The organism is Vibrio sp. L85, from assembly GCF_963871815.1.
Lineage (GTDB): Bacteria > Pseudomonadota > Gammaproteobacteria > Enterobacterales > Vibrionaceae > Vibrio > Vibrio harveyi.
In genome coordinates this window covers 18,572-40,233 of record NZ_CAWMYL010000114.1, presented here as the reverse complement: position 1 = coordinate 40,233, position 21,662 = coordinate 18,572, and the positions used below count along the sequence as shown (strand labels likewise).

The following is a 21,662-nucleotide window of genomic DNA, read 5'->3' as shown; positions in this document are numbered from 1 at the left end:
ATTACATCATGACGACGTCAAACTGCTCCTGAATGTACAGGGGTTCAGCTTGAATACGAACTTGCTTACCAATAAATACTTCGAGTTCAGCCAGTGCGTGAGATTCATCACCCAATAGTGTTTCCGCTACGTATGGTGACGCATATACGACAAAGTTGTCTGCATCATAAGCACGGTTCACTCGGGTAATTTCACGTAGGATCTCGTAACACACGGTCTCTACTGTCTTCACGCTACCGCGACCTTCACAAGTAGGACAGCTAGAACATAAGATATGTTCAATACTTTCGCGCGTACGCTTACGAGTCATCTCAACTAAGCCTAGCTGAGTAAAGCCGTTAATGTTGGTCTTCACTCGATCTTTTGAGAGCGCTGTTTCCAACGAAGTTAGTACACGCTTACGATGTTCTTCTGACGCCATATCGATAAAGTCGATAATGATAATGCCGCCTAAGTTGCGCAGACGCAGCTGACGAGCGATCGCTTGAGTCGCTTCAACATTAGTGTTGAAGATGGTTTCTTCAAGATTACGACGACCGACAAACGCGCCAGTATTGATGTCGACCGTTGTCATTGCTTCAGTTTGATCAATGATTAGGTAGCCACCTGACTTAAGCTCAACTTTACGTTCCAGAGAGCGTTGGATTTCGTTCTCTGTGTCGTACATATCGAAGATTGGCTTATCGCCTTCGTACAACTCAAGCTTATCAGTCAGCTCAGGAACATACTCAGACGTAAACTCTTTAAGGTTCTCGTATTCAAGACGAGAGTCAACCATAACCTTGTCTAGCTCAGTGCCAACAAAATCACGCAGGATGCGTTGTGCCAAGCCTAACTCACCGTACAAGGTCGAACGGGTTTTGTACTTCGAGCGACGCTCCATGACTTTCTGCCATAAGCGCTTCAAAAATGCCGCATCTTGAGAGAGCTCTTTTTCGTCTGCACCTTCTGCCGCAGTACGAATAATAAAACCGCCGTGCTCGTCGCAATAGTGGTTAACCACTTTCTTTAGACGCTCACGTTCACTTTCACTTTCGATACGCTGAGAAACGCCAACATGGCTAGCCCCAGGCATAAAGACAAGATAACGTGATGGGAGGGTAATATCAGTCGTCAGGCGAGCGCCCTTGGTACCTAGTGGGTCTTTAACCACCTGCACAACAATATCCTGACCTTGGCGAACCAACTCAGAAATATCACGAACTTGAAATTGTTGCTTTTCGTTTTCCGCCACACACTCAGTATGCGGAACAATATCTGACGCGTGCAAGAATGCCGCTTTATCTAAACCAATATCGACAAACGCCGCTTGCATGCCCGGCAATACTCGGCTCACTTTGCCTTTATAAATATTGCCAACAATGCCACGGCGCGATTCTCGTTCTATATGAACTTCTTGTAGTACTCCACCTTCAATCATGGCCACACGAGTTTCACTCGGGGTCACGTTAAGCAGCAATTCTGCACTCATGTGCACACCTCAAAACAATTATAAAAATTCTTGAATTAGCTGATCGGTTTCGAACAAAGGTAAGCCTACTACGGCGTGATAACTGCCTTCGATTCGGGTGACGAAACGCCCACCGAGTCCTTGAATACCATAACTTCCAGCTTTATCGCATGGTTCGCCTGACTGCCAGTATCGTTCTATTTCTTCTTCAGTCAGAGTTTTGAACCACACGTCAGTGATAACGACCACTGAGTGTTGTTGTTCTTTTGATACGACGCTCACCGCAGTCATCACTTGATGCTGACGACCCGATAAATCGCTGAGCATGCGTTTTGAATCTTCGAAATTTTTTGGTTTTTCTAATACGTGGTTATCGCACACCACCACGGTATCGGAGCCCAATACAACGGAATCAGGCTTAGCCATCGCTAAGCCTGCTTGAGCTTTTTCCAGAGAGAGACGCAAAACATAGTCTTTTGCTTGCTCGTGATCTTGTTTGGCTTCCTCTATATCAGGAAGCACAATATCAAAATCATAACCTAGTTGAGCAAGCAACTCTTTTCTTCTCGGAGAACCCGATGCGAGAACGAGGGGTAAGCCCTTTTTCACAACGCTACCTTACGTGCCATGCGCGACGGACGCGTCGCATTAATAAAAACATCCATGGCCAAAGTATACAGTTTATTGCCGCAGTCCACAGAGATAATGGATTAAATACTACGTCCTGGTTCAAATATTCCCCACAGAATATAAGAAGTTCCAGTAGCACGGTAAAAAAGGCAATCAAAATCGATTGTTGCCACAATGCCATGTTACGAATCACCAAGAAGTTCAACGCAACCAAGTAGATAACGATCGACATCATCATCCCTCGGATCCCGAGCGTCGAGCCAATCAAAATATCCCAAAGCAAACCTAAAACCAGAGCGGTACCAACGTTAACACGATGCGGCAGTGCCAGCACCCAATAACAGGTAACGAGGAACAGCCATGATGGACGTAGTAAATCCAAAACGCCTGGCCATGGAATAGTTTGCAGGACTAGCGCGACGAAGAAGCTGACGCCGATGACCATTCGGCTTCTAAATACACTATTGGCCATCGGTTACCTCTTGTTCTGAACCTTCTTCTACATTGGACTGCAGTACTTTGTGTTGACGGTCTTCATTCGGCCAAATCAATAGCAAGTAGCGCAGACGATCAAACTCAACCACAGGTTCCGCTTTGATTGATGCGAATTCTTGGCGAGTATCGTGATCCACATTCGTAACAGTTGCGACTGGGTAGCCTTCTGGATAAATACCACCAAGACCCGATGTCACCAGCAAATCGCCAACTTGGATATCGGTACTGGTTGGGATGTGCTCTAGTTGGATTTCATCCACTTCACCATTACCGGAAGCGATAACACGAATATCGTTACGAATCACTTGGACTGGAATTGCGTTTTTCGCATCTGTTAACAACAAGACACGTGCGTTGTGCGCGGCCACAAACGTTACCTGACCAACGATACCTTTCTCGTTGATAACAGGTTGACCAACGTAAACGCCATCAATACGACCTTTATCAATCACCACTTGGTGGCGGTACGGTGACGTGTCCACAGCCATCACTTCTGTGACGACTTTCTTCTCGTCACGGACGAATGAAGAGCCGAGCAGTTTACGCAGGCGTTGGTTTTCTTCTTTATACTGGTCGAGCAAGATCAGCTCGCTCTTCAGGCGAAGCACTTCGCGCTTCAAATTGCGATTGCCTTCAATCAGTGCCTGACGAGTATTTAAACTCTCGAACATTCCATCGAACATGCTACGAGGCAAATTAGCTGCGTATTGGATTGGCGCAACCATACTGTTCAATAGGTATCGGACGTTGGAAAACGTATCTAGACGGTTATCAGCCAGCATCAAGCTCGCCGACACGATGACAGCAAAAAACAGACGCAATTGCAGAGATGGACCTCTGCCAAAAATCGGTTTCATCTTGTTTTTAACCTGATTGCTACCATGATTATTGAGCCTTACTTGGCAACCTGAGAATCTGACATGAAGAGATTCTAGGTATGGAGCAGATTGAAATTACAGAGAGCAGAAATGAAGGTGAAGCCCATATGGACTCCACCCTGCACTTTATTCTTCAGAGAATAGATCGCCACCGTGCATGTCGATCATTTCTAGTGCTTTACCGCCGCCACGAGCCACACAGGTTAGTGGATCTTCAGCGATAACCACTGGAATACCAGTTTCTTCCATTAGTAGACGGTCTAGGTCTTTCAGTAGTGCACCACCACCTGTTAACACCATACCGTTTTCAGAGATATCAGACGCAAGCTCTGGTGGACACTGTTCTAGTGCAACCATCACTGCCGATACGATGCCTGACAGTGGCTCTTGTAATGCTTCTAGGATTTCGTTTGAGTTCAGGCTAAAGCTGCGTGGCACACCCTCTGCAAGGTTACGACCGCGAACTTCGATCTCTTGAACTTCATCACCAGGGTAAGCAGAACCGATTTCGTGTTTGATCTTTTCAGCCGTTGCTTCACCGATCAAGCTGCCGTAGTTACGACGTACGTAGTTGATCACAGCTTCATCAAAGCGGTCACCACCGATACGTACAGAAGAGGAGTAAACCACACCGTTTAGTGAGATAACCGCAACTTCAGTTGTACCACCACCGATATCAACCACCATTGAACCTGTTGGCTCAGAGACACGCAGACCTGCACCGATTGCTGCCGCCATTGGCTCATCAATTAGGTAAACTTCGCGCGCACCAGCACCTAGTGCAGATTCACGAATCGCACGACGCTCAACTTGAGTAGAACCACAAGGAACACAAACCAGTACACGTGGGCTTGGTTTAAGGATGCTGTTGTCATGCACTTGCTTAATGAAGTGCTGAAGCATTTTTTCTGTTACGTAGAAGTCAGCGATAACGCCATCTTTCATTGGACGGATAGCTGAGATGTTACCTGGCGTACGACCAAGCATCTGTTTTGCCGCATGGCCTACAGCAGCAACGCTTTTTGCAGAACCTACACGATCTTGACGAATAGCAACTACAGAAGGTTCATCAAGGACAATACCCTGTCCCTTTACGTAAATTAGAGTGTTGGCAGTACCTAAATCGATAGATAGGTCGTTTGAAAACATGCCACGAAGTTTTTTAAACATATTCTTCGCTCATCCTGCAAAAATTTAGAAGACAAAAATTGTCCTAAATGTACCAATGCCTCGCTGTCACAGCAAGGCATTGGTACACAAACATGAGCAGAAAGCCTCAATTTCTTGCAGTTTCCTTACTTAACGCAAGAAACCGAAGTTTGTTATTGTCCGGTTAAGCCCGGTTCACCACGATAAATCACTCGGTCATTGCCTCGATGAATACCAAACGTGACTACCGATGATGGGTTTTCTTCGGAGCCATCTTTATCCCAGTCGTATTTGAGCCAAGGGAGCGAATTGCCACCACCTTCAAGATTAAGCCATACGCGAGTTTGCTGGCGATACGGCTCTGCTTCTTTTGCTGTTACAGAACGAGAATGACCAGAAGCGACCTCTCCACCAGCCCCTAACGTGACATCCTTAGGTTTCGCATTATCACCTTTAGGCCAAATATGCTCTTGTTTAGCCTTCACACCCGTAACATCGGTTTGGCTGTCATTTGGGTTAGCAATAAAGCGGCTACCATTCCAGTATTCAACTCGTAATGGCACTCTCAACGTCGAGCCTTGGTTGCCACCGACATCATCTAAGTCTACACGACCAAAGCGGATGTCAGGTTGGGTAAGCAATCGTGAGTCTTGGCTCTCTCCTAGATTTAAGTAGGCAACAGGGTCGGTATTATTCGTATAAGTGAGACCTAATTTTGTTGTTTCCTTCCCTCCTGCATTATAAGGTCCATCTGCATACTCTTTCAGCTCATCAATCTTTGAAAAGTCTTTCCTAAAGCAAGCGCTTCCTATGGATTTATCGACAGAATCAGTTCCACAGACATGATTCCCCCCGATCGAAAACCTACCAATGCTCATAGTATCGCTTACCAAGCTCCAATTACCATTTGAGTTAGGAGCTTCAAACCGTTCGCCAAGGACACCCAATTCATCAACATTGAATTTAGCTTGAACAGCAGTTCCAGACAAAGCGTAGTTTTTCACTGAATCTTCATTGGAGTTCAGAGCCTCAACAGAATATGAAACTCCATCAAAAGGCTGCCCCATATATACAAAGTTCTGTTCATCAGGGTAAGTCCACGAACTGTCCACAATCTTAAAGTATTTTGGATAGAAGCGACCAACAGTTACGTCATACTCATCTAGTTTTTCATCCAAATACGTTGCTTTAGTTTGAAGATTTAACGAGCCAGTTTCATCCCATGTATATACCATTAATTTTCCAGCTTTAGCTTCTTCAGAATTAAAGTTTAGATTTGAACCGTCGTTTGGTGCTAGGTTAGCAATATCACCCTTTGATGGATAAATAACTGAAAAAGCGACATCGAGCGGTGCTTTGGTGTTGGCATCAGAAAAATAGTTTCGTGTAAGTGGATATTCACAAGCATCACCTCTCCCCTCACTGGAGTCAGGATGAACAATTGGCTTGTAAATGACATTGAAGCTCTCAGCAGCCGCAATAAACCCACTACCATCTGCTTGCGTTGCTGGATTGTACGTCCCACTATTTTTTGCCTTTATATCACACGCAGCAATTTTCCATGGTCGTGACTTAACGCTGAATGAACCATTCAATTTTGTCGTAGTTTTTTCCCCATTATCGGCGGCATCCGGAGAGATTGGGCAACTATCAGAATACTCAGGATCGCAATTAAAATTCGAGTCCTCTAGTTTGATAGTATAAAAACCTGCTTCTAAAAGCTTGAAGGTATCATTAGTTGACGCCCCTTGTTCTGAACTCAAAAATTCCGGTGCATAGGTCAATATGTTCTGACTTCGACCACCATTTGGAGCTTTAAGCTCTAACTGGATGCTTGGTGCTCCAGTGTAGCTTTTAACTACCGTTTTCTGACCATTACTGCAAGCTAGTACCCTTGTTTCGACATCATAACCTTTCCCGGCAACAATCGCATTTCCACTTGGTAGACCACTCACATCAAACTTGAAAGGTACGAACTTGAATGTCGATGTCTGTGTTTTAGCAGAATCATTGTCCACTGTTACTTTTAACGTATATTCATCATCAAGTTTAATACCAGCTTGATCCTTCACAGTAACTCCTAACTTCAACTTACCAAGTTTTGAAGGTACGCTACTTGTAGTGAATTTAGGATAGGAGCCAGACCCAGTGCCCTCTATCACATCTACAGAAAACTTATCTGAATCCGGAGAGATCTGAACAGTTACACCAGTGCTTTCTAGATTACCGTCATTTCTGGTCTGAATATCAAATTTTGGTTGTTCAGTTCCGCACATCAACGCGTACTGAGTAGCTGGAGACAGTGTTACTTCGTAATTGTCTGAAGGTGTAAAACAATGGTTATCTGTAGCAATGATGCTTGCCGAGTTATCCATCGAAATACTTCGGGCAGTAACCGCTCCATAAACTACTGCATTATTTTTTAACTCTACATTTGCTTCTGTATAGAGCAAACCAGTCAATTCAGCACTGTTATCAAACGTAATTTTATCGTTACCATGACCAATAATTATTAGCTCAGCTTTTCCAACTGTATAAAATTTCGCATTATTTTTCAGCTCCAGTTTTTTCACATGAATTTGTACTTTTTGTGAATCAGGTATAGCTATTTGTGCGCTATTATCAACCTTTAGCTCTTCTATCCAGTAAGTACCACTTTTAAAAGTAACTTTACCATTATTTTTTACCTCTAATTTTTCTAAAGCCTCGTACCCAGAAAATGTTTCATGCTCTAAGCTATCAACAACCACCTCTTTAGAGCTTTTGTGAAAACTTTCTAGCTCTAGTCGTTTAATCATTAAACCCTCATTACCAAAGCATCCAGAATTGTCACATGACGCGCTATTTTCTAAGGTAATCTTCGATTGAGGGAAGCCTACATAACGCTTACCGTTTGCAAGAGGAGCTCCTGAAATCAAAGCGTTATTTTTCATATATAGACGAGCATTGGAGTTACCTGTCCAAGTTTGGACTGGAGATGGAAACAACTCACAAATTTCACTTGTAGGAGGCTTATCAAATAAGAAATATGAAAATGGCTCAACAACATGCCCCCTCTCTGAGTCTTTTTGCATATCTTCTTCATTGATCAGCGCAACGCCTGTTTTTGTTACCGAACAACGACGCAGCCAGCCACCGTTGTTACCATTACGAGTTCGCTTGGATGCAAGTAATACTGGTGCAGATTTAAATCCAGAGACTGGAAAATCACTAACCTGTAAACAACCTTCAGTTACTGGTTTAATTACATTGTCATTTAAATCACCCAGTGTATTTCTTGTTGATCCATTGCCTAACCAAAATTTACGACCACTAACAAACCCTTGACCTAAACCAGCAACAAATCCAACTTCTTCTGGGGTATCGAGTTCAGCATTTTTCGTAACTTCGGAACGATCTAGAATAAGAGAAAAGCCCTTTGTTGTTGGGTTCAAAGCAATAGAAGTGAGCCACAAAGGCTGATTATTTTTGTAGTTATTTTTCGTTTGGAGTTGTACCAAGACACCTGGAGGGGACGCAAATTGAGCATTCAGACCATAATTGCGAAACTGAACGTCCTTGCTCTGATACTTTGAACCGCCGATATTAGAATAAGTCAGATCAGAGCTAACTGTACCAGCAACAATCGTTGCATCACCATCAAACCTGATAACACCCGGTTCAATGACCAAATAGTCAATATCCTCCATTGGGGCATCAAAGAAGGTAACAGCTTTCCCTTGTCCTTTATTATTACATTGCCACTTATTCTTGTGCGAATTGTATTTTATGTACTTACATGCAGCGGAGTGAGGGGGGAATAACTGTTTAACTATTGCTTGAGTTTTAGACTTTGACCATACTCGCAAGTCTGAAGGATATTCCGTCTTTTTATCCCCAAAGTTGGACATAGATGCATCAATCGTAGACATAACAAAAACCAGCGGCTCTTTGTCATAGGTATTTTTAAACTTGATATTACATGTAACACCACGTTCATTGTTTATTACTCGGCAATCTTCGGCAGGGATAGTGCCAAACTCAAACTGAGGGTTGTTATTTACAGCAGCGAAGCTTGAAAAAGAGGAAAGCAAAAGCACTCCAGTAAGTACTAACGTTATTATTTTTCTCATTATTATTTACTCCCTAACCCAAATCTCTTCTAGGCGCTGTACTTGAGCCCCCCCGGAACCACAAATTGCTGTGGCTTGCACTCTGAAAAGAGATTCAGCTTCAGAGGTACCTGCGTTAAAGGTACCGATATTTGAACATGTCATAGTATTGATTCGGCAACCCGAGCCTTGTGTAATCTGTGTAGGAGGAGATGTATTACCGTTTTCAATCTTAGAGCAAACATCAGCGATGACGGTGCCATCTGTGTTTAATGGATAAAGCTGAGTTAGTGCCCACTCATTGGCAGATTGAGCAATAAACCAAGCTTTGGTGCCTAAGAATTCTCTCGTTAATGTACTTTGGTTTGACCAACTTACTCTCATCAAAGAGGCAGCTAAGTACCCCATCACAATGATGACAAACAACACGACGATCAGAACACTACCTTGTTGGATATTTCTACGGAACATTGAGCACCTGCACGTCTTGTTGGTAAACACTACGCTCCCCGTTTTGAGTGAACTCTAAATTGATGTGTACAAGACCACCACGCTGCAGCGTTGGCTCTAGATAGTGCATATCACTTACAGAAGTATCGACACTATCCGCGACTGTAATTCCATTGCGCGTTATTTGATTATTTTCGAAGCAGTAACGTACTTCAGATTTATCTTGATAGACGTAATGACGGCTCGAAATAGAAGAGCCTCCAATCGTACTGGCGGCACCACTAATAACAAAGACATCACCAGTTTTGGCTAGACCACCAACATCTAAACTTTGTGAAGAAGAAGGTTGCAGATCTTCATAACGACTCGGATTAATAACCATCCAAACGTTAGCGGGCATTGGGTTTAACGTGGCGTCATTGCCCAATAAGAACTCCAAGTCGTTATTTGTCAGTGTGTAGAACCCTGAATACTCAATAGGTACAAACTCTAAACACTTCGTCGTGTCATCAGGCTCATGAAAACTATTCGGTACCGCATGGCGAATTTCTCGAGACATTTTCTCCAATACAAACTGGGCTTGAGTTTGCATACGTTGTCGGTCAATTGTATCCGCATAACCTTTCATACCAAGCTGAACATAACCCGCAATACCCAGCATGATAAAACTCCCGATCACAATGGTGACGATCATTTCCATTAAGGTAAAACCACGAGCTTTCATCAGTAGTTCCCTCTTATGGCAGTGAGTATTAATGGCTGAGTGTTGCTTGCAAAAATAGTAATAGTGATTTTTTTATAGTTAGTGGTGCCTGTCGTTTTCGCCGCAGATAAGTTGTCGTACGCAACTCCGACCTCAACACGGAAATTGCGATATTTATCTTCACCGCTCTTTCCTAATACATCAGCAATACTCCCACGCTTCACTCCTTGGCACTGACCTACCGTTGTAGACGTGCTCCAACACCCGATATAGTCATCTACGTCATTAAAATCATTAGGCGTTGCCTCCAAAGAACCGTCGAATTTTCTATCAGCACCTAATTTACTCACCTCAGTGCAATTCACACCGCTCTCACCACATCGAACAGTACCACCATCGAAGTCACTGTTTTCATCAAAGCCGCGCGCCAATATTTGCGACATAAATCCCTGCCCTAAGGCAGCCGCACGCATTTGATAATGAGGCATTGCTGAATCACGAATTTGAGGAACTAAAAAAGACGTAAACGCTATCATCGTAATCCCCATAAGAACGATGGCAATTATCATCTCAATAAGCGTCATACCAATGTGCTTTCTCATGAGCATGCTCCCTCCGAAACATAACCCTGAGGGTTGATCAATACTCGGCACTGGCTTTGACCGTTTTTATCTTGAATAAGAATAGAAATACCAGCAGAGGAAACATTGAGAGGATTACCCAATAGATCAAATTCAATGGGACTAGAGGCACCATTAATAATAGAAAACTGTGCTGAGTTATCGACAACAACATCGCTTCGAGCATCTCGTTCCTTACTAACCAGATTGCACGCTGCACTAGATCCTATACAAGTACTCGTAATCGATAGACAAAAGTTAGTGTAGCTAGAGTCCTCTCCAGCTTTGTAGCTACTGGGTAGACATCTTTCAGGATAAGACTTGTTTGGGATATTGATATTCGACTGCATGCGATTCACTTGAACTTGGCGAATCACAGAAATGGCTTGTTCTTGAAGTGCAAATGCAGACACACTGCCTTTGCCTATAAAACGGCTGGCAGCAAAAAGGGAGAGAATAGATAAGAGAACGATCACTAAGATCAATTCCATCAAGGTAAACCCTAATGTAGAGCTGCGAATTTTCATAACCCAACCTTAGGCTTAAGACAAGCGAAGTAAGTATACGATGAAATTATGAGAATAATGATAGGTTTATAAGTTTTAAATTCGAAGTGTGAGCAAGTGTACAAATAACCACCAATAAGTTATTTCTCTCCTTTCGAGCGCTCCAATTCTTCTTCAATTCGATCGTAGGTTTCTTTATTGCTTAGGGTTTCAGAAACGTGCTCAGCGGTTTGCTTAGTTTGCTCCCACTTCGCTTCGTAAGTTTCTGGTTCAAAGCTGATAAATCTTGGCAATACCACATAACCGATCACACCTAAGATAATCAGCCCAACCACAAATTCGATTGCACTAAGACCCGATGATTTACGCATATGAACTATTCCGAGATTAATCAAAATAAAGAGATAAAGGTCAGACTAGCTGACCTTTGAATTAATAGTTATTTCTTACAACCATCAGTGACAGTCGCTTTATCATTAGCTACTACTTTAAGTACAGCCGCAGCTCCAGACGTTGCTTGTTTATATTCAACACACGTAGAGTCATATTTTGGAATACCAAAATATGCGTACGTATTGTTATCTTTCGATTGTTTTTCTTTTTTCATTTCAAAATCACTGTCAGATCCAATGCCATCAACAATTTTCGAAATATCATCTTCTGTAGCTAAAGGGTAGCCATAGATTGTTTTTATCTTAGTACCATCACCCAAATCTAACTCAGTACCTTCAGCTTTAGCTGCAGTCTCAATACCAGCGATAGCTGACTTACCATATACAATACCAGATGCACCTTGAATAGCGCCTTTTAAACCTTCAAGTGTCGCATCACGAGCATCATCTTGCAGGTTAAGGAAACGTGGTGCTGCAGTTACCGCTAGAATACCTAGGATTACAATTACCACTACCAATTCGATAAGGGTGAAACCACCTTGTCTTTTCATTGTTTACTCTCTCTATGTAAGCATGCAGAGTGACTGCAAAGTTTATCGGTCACACGACCATTTTGGATATTGTCAAAACGGTTTTGCGTCTCAACACACTAAGCGAAATTAGTTAGGTGAGTACTTTCTCTACCGCTTGAGCAGAATGACGATTCGCCATTGTTAAGTAAAAGCTGCGCTAAAAAGTGAATAACCAAATGGTTTACTTTCAATTACAACCTTTTTCTTATGGTAATGTTTGCATTATACCGACTTTCATTCCTATTTATAGTACTTAAGTGTCAAAAAATTCACTCCGCCGACATTTCGACGTCTATTTTCAGGTAATTAGCGTCAGATATAACGACAACTCTCTGTCCATTTTCATAAGTATAGTGACATGTATAACTATTACTTTTAATTGCTCCACGAATTTCTAACAACTCGCTCGCCATAATTTTACGTTGCGGGTAATGCACCGCTAACCAAAAGCCACAATCCAAAACCCCGTCTTGACGAAATGGCGACACTAGACCTGCTTCTGTCATATCGAGTTCAAACCCATCCATCGACATATGTTTGGGCTCACCATGAACTATCCACGCCTGATGATAACGTTGCACGCTATCTTGCATCCAAACCTTGGCAAGCTTGGCTCCGGTGACTTGCGCTTGCTGCTCTACTGGCTTGAGGCTGTGCACAAACGCCACCAGCAAAATTAACCCAATAACACCTGCAAGGATAAGCGTTGCGCGACTCTGATTTTCAACCACTGGTTTAGCCGCCTTTGATGATGTCCAGCATCCCCCACATTGGAAGGAAAATGCCCAGAGCGAGCACCATAACCATGCCTGCCACAATGACCAAAAGTAGTGGTTCAATTCGAGCTGTCAGTGTCTTCAAGTCGTAATCCACTTCTCGATCGTAGAAGTCCGACACTTCTAAGAGAAGCTCATCGATACGACCAGTCTCTTCACCCACCGCTATCATTTGAATAACTAAAGGCGTAAAAATTTTACTGTTGATTGCCGTGACAGAAATGGTACTGCCCGCTTCAATAGCAGACTTCATTTCTAAAATTCGGTTTTCCAAGAACTTGTTGCCAAGCGCCTCACCAGCCAGAGCTAAAGACTGGTTTAGAGGTACACCGGATTTCAGCATCAACGAAAAGGTTCTTGAGAAACGAGATAGCTGTGCTCGGTTTACGATATCACCCACGATTGGCAATCGTAGACGGAACTTATCGAACTTCTCTCGACCATCTGCGGTTGCAACCCAAGCTCTAAATAAAAAGAATGCCCCAACGATTGCCGCAATGAGCAGCCCCCAAAAATTCACAAAGAAGTTAGAGGTCGCAATCAGGATTCTAGTTGGCAAAGGAAGCTCCACCCCAAAACGGGTAAACATCGATGCAAACTCTGGGATCACCAGAATGTTCAAAATAAACATTGCTATAGTGATGAACACAATAACGAATGTTGGGTAACGCATTGCTGCTTTAATTCGCTTACGAGTTTCTAGTTCTTGCTCGTAGTAATTCGCCAATTGCAATAAAGCTTGGTCTAGTCGACCTGTGTTTTCACCAACGTTGATCATAGAAACAAACAACGGGCTGAATACCTTGGAATGTGGCTGCATTGCCGAGGACAAGCCACGACCATTGCTCAGCTCCGCTACCACATCTTCAAGCGCTTCTTTGAGCTGTTTGTTTTCGCAGTTTTGCAGCAGCCCACGCATAGAACGCAGCAGTGGTACACCAGCCTTCGTCAAACTAAATAGCTGGCGAGAAAACAGGATAATCACTTCAAGCGGAATCGCCGGTACGAACAATTTAGACAGGCTAACTTTGCTCTTTACCGCTTCTTTTTCCAAACGCAGGTTAAGAGGAATGATCCCCTTATTCATCAATGCTTCCGCTGCAGCTTCATAATTCACAGCATCGACTTTGCCACTGGTGGATGAGCCGTCTAAAGTGCGACCTTGATAACGAAAAGTTGGCATTCACTTACCTACATGAAAATTGGGTCGGTTTTACCAGAAGCATCCCCTTCACCTAGGGTCATCACTTCATCCAAACTAACAATACCTTGCAGTGCCAGTTCCATCGCTGAAGCAAGTAGTGGCTTGTAATTCTCGGAACGTCTCGCTGCTTGAGCGAACCCTACCGCGTCATTCGCACGCAGCTTGTCCATCATTTCATTCTCTAGCTCAAGCATTTCGAACACACCGATTCGACCTCGATAGCCCGTCAAGTTACAGTTTTGACAACCCGCACCTTTGTGGAAAGTGGTGCCGACTTGATTCGGAAAGCGACCAGCCAACCATTGCTGGCGCGATTCATCCAATACATCCGTGGTTTTACAGTCGGGACAAACACGACGAACCAGACGCTGAGCAACCACCGCACGGACCGCACTCGCAACTAGATAACCAGGCGCCCCCATATCAATCATACGTAGCGCACTGTCTACTGCGTCGTTGGTGTGTAACGTACTTAACACTAAGTGACCAGTCAATCTCTACTGTTTCTTGGTCACGCATCTCACCAACGAGGATGATGTCCGGGTCCTGACGCAGGAAGGTACGTAGCACGCGAGAAAATGTTAGGTCGATCTTACTGTTGATCTGAACCTGAGTAATACGTGGTAGGCGATATTCCACCGGGTCTTCTGCAGTGATGATCTTCTTGCCCGGTTCATTCAACTCACTCAGTGCGCCATAAAGCGTGGTGGTTTTACCAGAGCCTGTCGGTCCCGTAACCAAAATCATACCGTGAGGACGAGAAAGCTGGCGACGTAAGCGAGCAAGCAGCTCTGGAGGTAGACCAGAGTCTTCAAGTTTGCGCAAACCAGAAGATTGGTTGAGCAAACGCATCACCACCGACTCACCGTATTGCGTTGGTAGTGTCGACATACGAATATCGATCGATTGACCACGAACTTTGATATTAAAGCGACCATCTTGTGGCAAACGCTTTTCAGAAATATCTAAGTGCGCCATCAGTTTGAGGCGCAGAACCAGCGCAGAGGCAATATTAACTTCATTTAGAAGCGTCTCGTGCAATACACCATCAACACGTTGACGTAAGCGAAGCACTTTGTCATCAGGCTCGATGTGAATATCTGACGCGCCGACTTGCACCGCATCTTCAAACATCGAGTTAACCAGTTTTACGACTGTGACTTCTTCGCTATCACCTTCATCAATACCATAGTCAAAGCCTTCAACGTCCTGGTGCTCAGCCTGAAGCTGCTCAGCAAACGAGGCGATTTCTTTTGTACGACGGTAGTAACGGTCAAAGCTTTCGACTAACTGACGTTCTGGCGCAATGATGAACTCTAGGTCATATTCACCAAGCAAGTTCATCAGGGATTCTTGAGTAAACAAGTCCGCAGGGTCACTCATTGCAACGCGTAGCGTGTCACCGTTTCGAGCAACGACCATGGCACGCAAGCGCCGCGCGTGCACTTCGGGCAAAACTTGTACAGCATCGGCATCAATCGGGGCTCGGCTCAAATCAATCAATGGCAAACCGAGCTGCTGAGATAAGAACTCCAGCATCTGCTTTTCGCTGATAAAACCAAGGTCAATCAACGCATCACCCAGTTTTTGTCCTGTGCTGTGCTGAGCACTCAATGCTTGCTGAATTTGTTCTTCAGAGACAATCCCCTCTTCAACAAGTAGATCACCCAAGCGCTTTCTCAACTGAATTTTCATTGCGCGTTCTCCAGTTGTTTTAAGATGTTCAAACGGTCACGAATAAATGCCTGAGACTGATTCGAAATACCCACTTTCCCCAATGCTTGTTGATAAGCGGCAATAGCAGCAGAAAAATCCAATGCTCGCTCTTGCTGAATACCTAAACCAAGCCACCAGCGCGCGTTGTCAGGTTCGCGCTGCGTCAGCAGTTGGTAGCTTTCTAGGGCAATTTGATTTTGTTTTTGCTTTTGTGCCAAAGCAGCACGCATCGCTAGATAATCACGGCTTGGTGCAGGAGGCAGATGCACTAGAGGGCTCAGCGCCGCTTCTGGTTGGTCTGCTTTCACCAATAACTTTGATAACGCTAAGCGAAGTGACTGGTTATTCGTATCTAGCGAGATACCAGCTTGTAGGATTTCGTAGGCTTTGCGCGTGTCACCTTTGCCAAAATATAATGCGGCTAGCTTTTGACGAGCTTCAAGGTTCGTTGGTTGGTAACGAAGTGCTTCATTAAAAGATGACAATGCGGTTTTCATGTCATTCGCATCCATCGCTTTATCCGCTCGTGCCAACGCTTTTTCAGCTAACTCTTGATGGGTCAGTTCTACTTGCTCAATTCGCATCGAATGCTCTTGCTCAACATTCGATGAATTCGTCACATTATTGCTCAAACTCGCCAACAACACTGGCTGCTCGACCGTGCTGCTCACCTCATTACGAGGAACATAATCATCCACCTCTGGCGTTGATTTCGCAGCAGATAATGCGACTTTTACCTTCGGTTTTTCAATTCGTTGCGTGTACACCACATCATTTAATTGTGGCGTTGTCTTATTAGTTGGAGATTGGCTTACTTCAACTACGGGCAAAGGTGGAACATTCTCCATATTAGTCGTTGAAGACGAAACTGTTGCAATCTCTTCAATAGGAGCGGGACCTTGAGATACCGCCCAACCACCGACAGCTAAGCTCAACGAAAAGCCCCCCACAAGCCATAGCCATGGTTTGCTTCGAGAAATACTCGGGATCTCTGCCTTGGTTAGTTCCGAAGGCGATTCTTTTTCAGCAAGTTCTGATAATGCTTTATTGATGGCACTCAAGGCTGACTCCATCCCCAAAATACGGGAGATTTAAACTTAGGTTTACGTGCGTCAAAAGTGTCATGCATGGCAACGTAAACATGATGATTTTTCAAAAGCGTACAACGGTCATTGAACGCAGTAAGTAAAGCTTTATGGCTGATCTGATTAATCAATCTCGGGATGCCCATCGCCGAGCGCCAAATGGCTTTCTTTTGTTCAATAGAGAAGATATGCGCCCCATTACCCGCTTTATCTAGACGATTGTTGATGTAGGCAATGCCCTCTTCGATCGAGAGAGGACGCAGTTGGCAACTGAACGTAATGCGTTGACGAAATTGGCGCAATTCGTGAGTCTCTAATCGCTCATCTAATTCGGGCTGACCAAACAATACCAATTGAATCAACTTATCTTGTTCCGTTTCCAAGTTGCCAAACAAGCGCAAGGTTTCTAACGCTTCAGAAGACAGAGCTTGTGCTTCATCAACAATCAGTACCGTTTTTTTTCCTGACACGTGGACTTGGATCAGCCGCTCTTGGATCAGTGAAACGACTTTAAGTGGGTCAGTATCTTCAATCCCAAGCTCTCTGGCCACTGCAAACTGCAATTGCTCACCACTTAGAACCGGATTTGGCAAATAAACTAATTCGACTTGTGATTCAATTTGCTCAATCAGTTTTCGGCACACCATGGTTTTACCCGTGCCCACTTCACCTGTTATTTTGATGACCCCTTCCCCCATTTTGACGGCTGCCATAATGGTCTGAATCGCCTCATAATGAGGTACCAGCCCCAGAAACATTTCTGTATTTGGGGTTAGTGAGAAAGGTTGAACTCGAAATCCAAAATGTGACAGGTACATACTCGAATCACAACACCACGTTAAACAGAGACTTCCTAACGCCAATTACTCAGCGTCAGGAAACCACTCTTGCAGTAAATCACGTGAGCGCTCTAGCTCTTTCTGCCATGTATTTACGCCAACAACTGTTGGTTTAAGAAGAATGACGAGTTCTGTTTTCTGCGATACGTTATTGATAGTTCTGAACAAGTTACCAAGTGCAGGCACATCACCTAGGAACGGTACTTTTGACACTTGCTCGATATTTTGCTGTTTCATCAAGCCGCCAATAACCACCACATCGCCATCTTTTGCGCGAATCACTGAGTCAGATTCTCGAATCGAGCTTTTTGCCAGCGGGAGTTGAACGTTGTTGAAGTCACCACCAAGGTTTAGCTTCTTAATCTCTTCTTCCACTTCAATTACGGCAGGGTGAACATGCAGGAATACGTTACCTTTGTTGTCAATCTGTGGCGTAACATCTAGAGAGATCCCTGAGAAGAAAGGCGTCAACTCAACTTCAGGAACCGCATTAGAGTTTTCACCATTACCCGCATTACTAGAAAGTTCGGTTACAAAGTACTCGTCGGTACCGACTTTAATAACTGATTTCTGGTTATTTGCTGCGGTAATACGTGGGCTAGAAAGCACGTTCAAGTCGCCCTGCGTCGCCATAAAGTTCATCACGGCTGAGAAGTTACCATCACTGATGGTGATATTAGTTTGCCCACCTAAAAGTGAACCAATCGCATCCAATGGAGGTAGACCACCTGTAGGACCTGGACGGTTGATAACTACGCTACCTGAATTACCAATAGAAGCAGTCATATTCGACCAGTTGATACCTTGCTGGTAACCATCACTTAGCGTCACCTCTAAAATCTTCGCTTCTAGGATAACTTGGCGCTGCATACGCTCCTGAGAAACGCCCAAGAACTCACGAACTTCACGAATTTCATCAGGGAAAGCACGTAAGGTGATCACACCCGCTTGTGGCGTAACAACAACACTTTGGCCTTGACCTGAACCAATTAGGTTTGCAACGGCTTGTTGCAGCATCGGCCAAAAATCACTTTCGGTGATGGTTTCAATGCGTGTACCGCCAGTCGATGTGGTTGAGCTATCACCGTTGTTGTTATTTGAATCAGAAGAATCTGAATCGTCAGAACTGCCACCAGAGCTAGAAGTGCCCGCAGATGTCACAGAACCCGTCACGATACTGGTCAGTGAGCGGCCAGAACGTTTGAACTGAAGATAATCAACAGGAATGGTCACTGTGCGCATACCAGCAGGATAAACCTGAATCACTTTGCCTGATTTCACAACATCGTAGCCATACATGTCTTGTACAACGTTGAGCACTTCATCTAGGGTGACGTCGGAAAGGTTAACGGTGATGTTGCCTTGCACTGCTGGGTGGATAGCCACACTGTATTCAGTTCCTTTCACCAAAGAGGCAAAGAAGCTACGAGCTTCTACTGCGTTCGCTTGGATTCTAAAACGCTTTAAAGTGCCTTGCTCTGAAGACACGCTAGTGTCTAAGTTCGGCATAAGATCGGCTTCTACAGAAGAAGGGATCTCTTCTAGTGCACGGCTATTTGCTTCATTGATAGACTCATTAAGTGCTTGCTTCACTTCCACTGGGTCTCGGTGCCCCATAGAACAACCCATTAAGGAAGCAACCACGATTCCTACAACTAATTTGCGCATATCTGATCAGGCTCTGGTTATTATTTTTTTACGTTTAAACCAAAAAGCTCTAGTTTCCACTGACGGTCACCACGCTTTAAAGTTACAAATTCACTGTTGATACTGGCTACACGGTAGCCATTGAGTTTCGCTCCCGGCTCAACAATACGGTTATTCAAAATCGCCACGCATTGAGTATTTGGTTTACATACAATACTGTTCAGTGTTGGCAAGCGATATTGTTTTGCTTTCGGCTTTGTTTGCTCTGTGACTGGCTTTTGCCAGCCTAATGGTGCTGTTGGGTCTTGGCTTGCCCAGCTATGACCAGCAACAACTGTCAGCATTAGGGAGATTATGATTTGCTTAACCACCAATAAACTCCTCTCGTGAACCTAAGGTGTAAACTTCCAGTACAAGTTTTGCTTTTGGATATTCTTCCACGTTGTAGCTAAAGCTTCGCCAGTAGTAACTCGCTGGTAAACCTTCTAATTTCGTCAGATAGTTAGCAATTGAAAAGTAATCGCCAGTCAGCTCCATGCGCACAGGGTGTACGTAATAACCCGAGTATTGCGACGCTTCTTTGTCTTCTGTAATTGGTTCAGCAGGTAAAGTTTGTAGAGATACCAAATGAATACCACTTTGCTGCTCTAAGACACTCTCTAACAAACTTGCCATTTGCGAAGGAGTAATCAAATGTTCGATGATCTCTGAAAGTTGCATTGAAAGGTGTTGGCTTTCCATAAGCAATTGAGAGATAGCTTGATCAATTTCCGCGTTCGGATCTTTTTTCAACTGCGCTTGAATACGTAAGATCTCGATTTCTGTCTGTTGATTCGTCTGTTTTAAGTTACGTAGCTGCTTATCGTTACTCGTAACCTCATTCAGTTTTGGCTCCAAGACCAAAGTGAAAAGCAACATCACTACCGTCACTAAACCACACAGTGCGATGAGTACTTTTTCACGCCCGCTCATTTCATCGAAGCGCTCTTCTAACGAGGACCAAAACTCATTCATTTCTCTTTGTCTCCGCGCGTCTTCAATTCAAAGGTCACGATGTTGTCTTCATTACGTCCGATTTTTACGTCATCAAACGTGCGCCCTACAAGACTAATTTCATTTTTAAACTGGCTTACCCAATTCGGAACTGCGCTTGGCGATCTCGCCAAACCTTGGAGATCTAAAGTCGATGCATCAATACGAATTGCAGACAAAGAAATGTTGTTGCTGCCCAACTTGGCTAAAGCCTGCATTACGCCAGAATAGCCTGTACGTTGTGAATCATCGTACTTACCAACGGCTTTTAATGAGTCACGCTTCGCTTTTACTTCACGCTCTAAACGCGCTTTGGCTGCGATCTTATTGGTGTCTGGCTGATGCTTACGTAATTTGGCTTGTTGGTGTTGAAGTTCTGACTTCATGATATCGCCCTTGCTTTTCACAATCGCAATTTCATCTTCTACACCTTGGCTTTGCCAAGTCACATAACCGTAAGAAACAAAGATCAACGCAGCCGCAACACCCCAAGAAATAGCAACGTTTTTGAGGGTTAATAAATTCTTCTTCGGTTTAAGGAAGTCTGGATAAAGATTGACACGTCGCTCACTGGACGTAGCTAACGCCGTATCTGCCAGTACATGACCAGATAGTTCGTGTTCTTCAGTAAGCAACGGAGAGACTTTGGTGCTTAAGCGGTAGTTAAGCGATTCCACCAGTTCTTGTTCATCTTCATCATCACAGCACACCTTCAGTTGGTGCAACTGAACATGACGCAGTTGAGAAGAGAGGTAATCGATTGAACGCTGCAGCTCTAGCGACAAGCTATCCATTTGTAAGTCACTCGAAGGTACGCCCGTTAATGGTGGCGTTACACTGCGAATAGAGCGGTGGAAAGCGATAGTATGATCAACAAATGCGCTGATACGGAAGTGTCCGCGTGCGCTGCGTTGTAGCAATAAGAAATTACCAAGTTCACCTGAGGTATCACCCCAGATGTCATCCTCAGGAATAATCGCTTCAAGGCTCAGTTGAACTCGACTCGCAAGCAGTACAATCTTATCGAGAATTTTGCGAGAAAGAACATAAGCTTGGACTTTATTCGAGTTTGGTAGCTCTACTGCATCGGCAATAATGTCAATAGCACGCTCTGATATCAGCTCTTTTAACAAAAACGGCAACGCCGATGGCCACTCATTGCGAGGCATAGCAGGCTTGTCGATTTGGTACATCTGATAGTAGTTGTGAGCTAACACAACCGTTAACGAATCATAAGAGCTTGCAGCTACACTTAATGCCTGTTCACAGGCACGTTCCCAATTTGATTCTGAGATCTCAAATTTAGATGGTCGGCTGCTTTTCGTCGGTGATGATAAATAAACTGCGTCTGGCTGAATAACCAAAAAGCAAGTGCGACCACCGACCGATGATCGCTTGAGCTTGTCGAGTACTGCTTTAAAATCCAT

General features: G+C 44.2%; 20 protein-coding genes and 1 pseudogene. All 21 read right to left on the bottom strand.

The window, feature by feature from the left end; all coding sequences use genetic code 11:
- Position 1: 1 nt before the first annotated feature.
- Positions 2 to 1,471, bottom strand: a complete 1,470-nt coding sequence (gene rng, locus AACR11_RS11905) for a ribonuclease G (protein ID WP_005444363.1) — start codon at positions 1,469 to 1,471, stop codon at positions 2 to 4.
- Positions 1,472 to 1,489: 18 nt separating this feature from the next.
- Positions 1,490 to 2,059 carry a Maf family protein gene (locus tag AACR11_RS11900; RefSeq protein ID WP_029789678.1) on the bottom strand — a complete coding sequence of 190 codons (570 nt, stop codon included), beginning with the start codon at positions 2,057 to 2,059 and terminating at the stop codon, positions 1,490 to 1,492.
- 4 nt (positions 2,060 to 2,063) lie between these two features.
- Positions 2,064 to 2,552, bottom strand: a complete 489-nt coding sequence (gene mreD, locus AACR11_RS11895; RefSeq protein WP_005444359.1) for a rod shape-determining protein MreD — start codon at positions 2,550 to 2,552, stop codon at positions 2,064 to 2,066.
- Positions 2,542 to 3,432, bottom strand: coding sequence for a rod shape-determining protein MreC (gene mreC, locus AACR11_RS11890; protein WP_005444357.1), 891 nt, complete (start codon positions 3,430 to 3,432; stop codon positions 2,542 to 2,544). The genes mreD and mreC overlap by 11 nt, the downstream gene beginning before the upstream one ends.
- Before the next feature lie 147 nt (positions 3,433 to 3,579).
- A complete protein-coding gene (locus AACR11_RS11885) occupies positions 3,580 to 4,623 on the bottom strand; it encodes a rod shape-determining protein (protein ID WP_005381144.1) in 1,044 nt (347 codons plus the stop codon).
- A 152-nt stretch (positions 4,624 to 4,775) separates the two neighbouring features.
- Positions 4,776 to 8,714: a DUF6701 domain-containing protein gene (locus AACR11_RS11880; RefSeq protein WP_029789679.1), complete on the bottom strand. Its 3,939-nt coding sequence runs from the start codon at positions 8,712 to 8,714 to the stop codon at positions 4,776 to 4,778.
- Positions 8,715 to 8,720: 6 nt separating this feature from the next.
- Positions 8,721 to 9,164, bottom strand: a complete 444-nt coding sequence (locus AACR11_RS11875; RefSeq protein ID WP_029789680.1) for an MSHA biogenesis protein MshP — start codon at positions 9,162 to 9,164, stop codon at positions 8,721 to 8,723.
- The gene (locus AACR11_RS11870; protein ID WP_029789681.1) at positions 9,154 to 9,867 is read right to left on the bottom strand and encodes a PilW family protein; all 714 of its coding nucleotides are present in this window, start codon (positions 9,865 to 9,867) and stop codon (positions 9,154 to 9,156) included. The genes AACR11_RS11875 and AACR11_RS11870 overlap by 11 nt, the downstream gene beginning before the upstream one ends.
- A complete protein-coding gene (locus AACR11_RS11865) occupies positions 9,867 to 10,448 on the bottom strand; it encodes a prepilin-type N-terminal cleavage/methylation domain-containing protein (RefSeq protein ID WP_029789682.1) in 582 nt (193 codons plus the stop codon). Before AACR11_RS11865 ends, AACR11_RS11870 begins: the two co-directional genes overlap by 1 nt.
- The gene (locus AACR11_RS11860) at positions 10,445 to 10,993 is read right to left on the bottom strand and encodes a type II secretion system protein (protein ID WP_017817384.1); all 549 of its coding nucleotides are present in this window, start codon (positions 10,991 to 10,993) and stop codon (positions 10,445 to 10,447) included. The genes AACR11_RS11865 and AACR11_RS11860 overlap by 4 nt, the downstream gene beginning before the upstream one ends.
- A 119-nt stretch (positions 10,994 to 11,112) precedes the next feature.
- Complete coding sequence (locus AACR11_RS11855; RefSeq protein ID WP_029789683.1) at positions 11,113 to 11,343, bottom strand: pilus assembly FimT family protein; 231 nt, start codon at positions 11,341 to 11,343, stop codon at positions 11,113 to 11,115.
- Between the two features lie 68 nt (positions 11,344 to 11,411).
- The gene (locus tag AACR11_RS11850; protein WP_029789684.1) at positions 11,412 to 11,915 is read right to left on the bottom strand and encodes a type II secretion system protein; all 504 of its coding nucleotides are present in this window, start codon (positions 11,913 to 11,915) and stop codon (positions 11,412 to 11,414) included.
- Positions 11,916 to 12,205: 290 nt separating this feature from the next.
- Positions 12,206 to 12,667, bottom strand: a complete 462-nt coding sequence (locus AACR11_RS11845) for a hypothetical protein (protein ID WP_009700369.1) — start codon at positions 12,665 to 12,667, stop codon at positions 12,206 to 12,208.
- Between the two features lie 4 nt (positions 12,668 to 12,671).
- The gene (locus tag AACR11_RS11840; RefSeq protein ID WP_079324337.1) at positions 12,672 to 13,895 is read right to left on the bottom strand and encodes a type II secretion system F family protein; all 1,224 of its coding nucleotides are present in this window, start codon (positions 13,893 to 13,895) and stop codon (positions 12,672 to 12,674) included.
- Positions 13,896 to 13,903: 8 nt separating this feature from the next.
- A pseudogene (locus AACR11_RS11835) lies at positions 13,904 to 15,611 on the bottom strand (GspE/PulE family protein).
- Complete coding sequence (locus AACR11_RS11830; RefSeq protein WP_017187906.1) at positions 15,608 to 16,705, bottom strand: tetratricopeptide repeat protein; 1,098 nt, start codon at positions 16,703 to 16,705, stop codon at positions 15,608 to 15,610. Before AACR11_RS11830 ends, AACR11_RS11835 begins: the two are co-directional and overlap by 4 nt.
- Positions 16,690 to 17,535, bottom strand: coding sequence for an ExeA family protein (locus AACR11_RS11825; RefSeq protein ID WP_029789686.1), 846 nt, complete (start codon positions 17,533 to 17,535; stop codon positions 16,690 to 16,692). The genes AACR11_RS11830 and AACR11_RS11825 overlap by 16 nt, the downstream gene beginning before the upstream one ends.
- 45 nt (positions 17,536 to 17,580) lie before the next feature.
- The gene (gene mshL / locus AACR11_RS11820) at positions 17,581 to 19,224 is read right to left on the bottom strand and encodes a pilus (MSHA type) biogenesis protein MshL (RefSeq protein ID WP_029789687.1); all 1,644 of its coding nucleotides are present in this window, start codon (positions 19,222 to 19,224) and stop codon (positions 17,581 to 17,583) included.
- A 20-nt stretch (positions 19,225 to 19,244) separates the two neighbouring features.
- Positions 19,245 to 19,574 (bottom strand): hypothetical protein, encoded by a 330-nt coding sequence (locus AACR11_RS11815; RefSeq protein ID WP_009698822.1) that lies wholly within the window; start codon positions 19,572 to 19,574, stop codon positions 19,245 to 19,247.
- Positions 19,567 to 20,217, bottom strand: a complete 651-nt coding sequence (gene gspM / locus AACR11_RS11810; protein WP_005444327.1) for a type II secretion system protein GspM — start codon at positions 20,215 to 20,217, stop codon at positions 19,567 to 19,569. The genes AACR11_RS11815 and gspM overlap by 8 nt, the downstream gene beginning before the upstream one ends.
- On the bottom strand, positions 20,214 to 21,662 hold the full coding sequence (locus tag AACR11_RS11805) for an MSHA biogenesis protein MshI (protein WP_005444325.1): 1,449 nt from the start codon (positions 21,660 to 21,662) through the stop codon (positions 20,214 to 20,216). The genes gspM and AACR11_RS11805 overlap by 4 nt, the downstream gene beginning before the upstream one ends.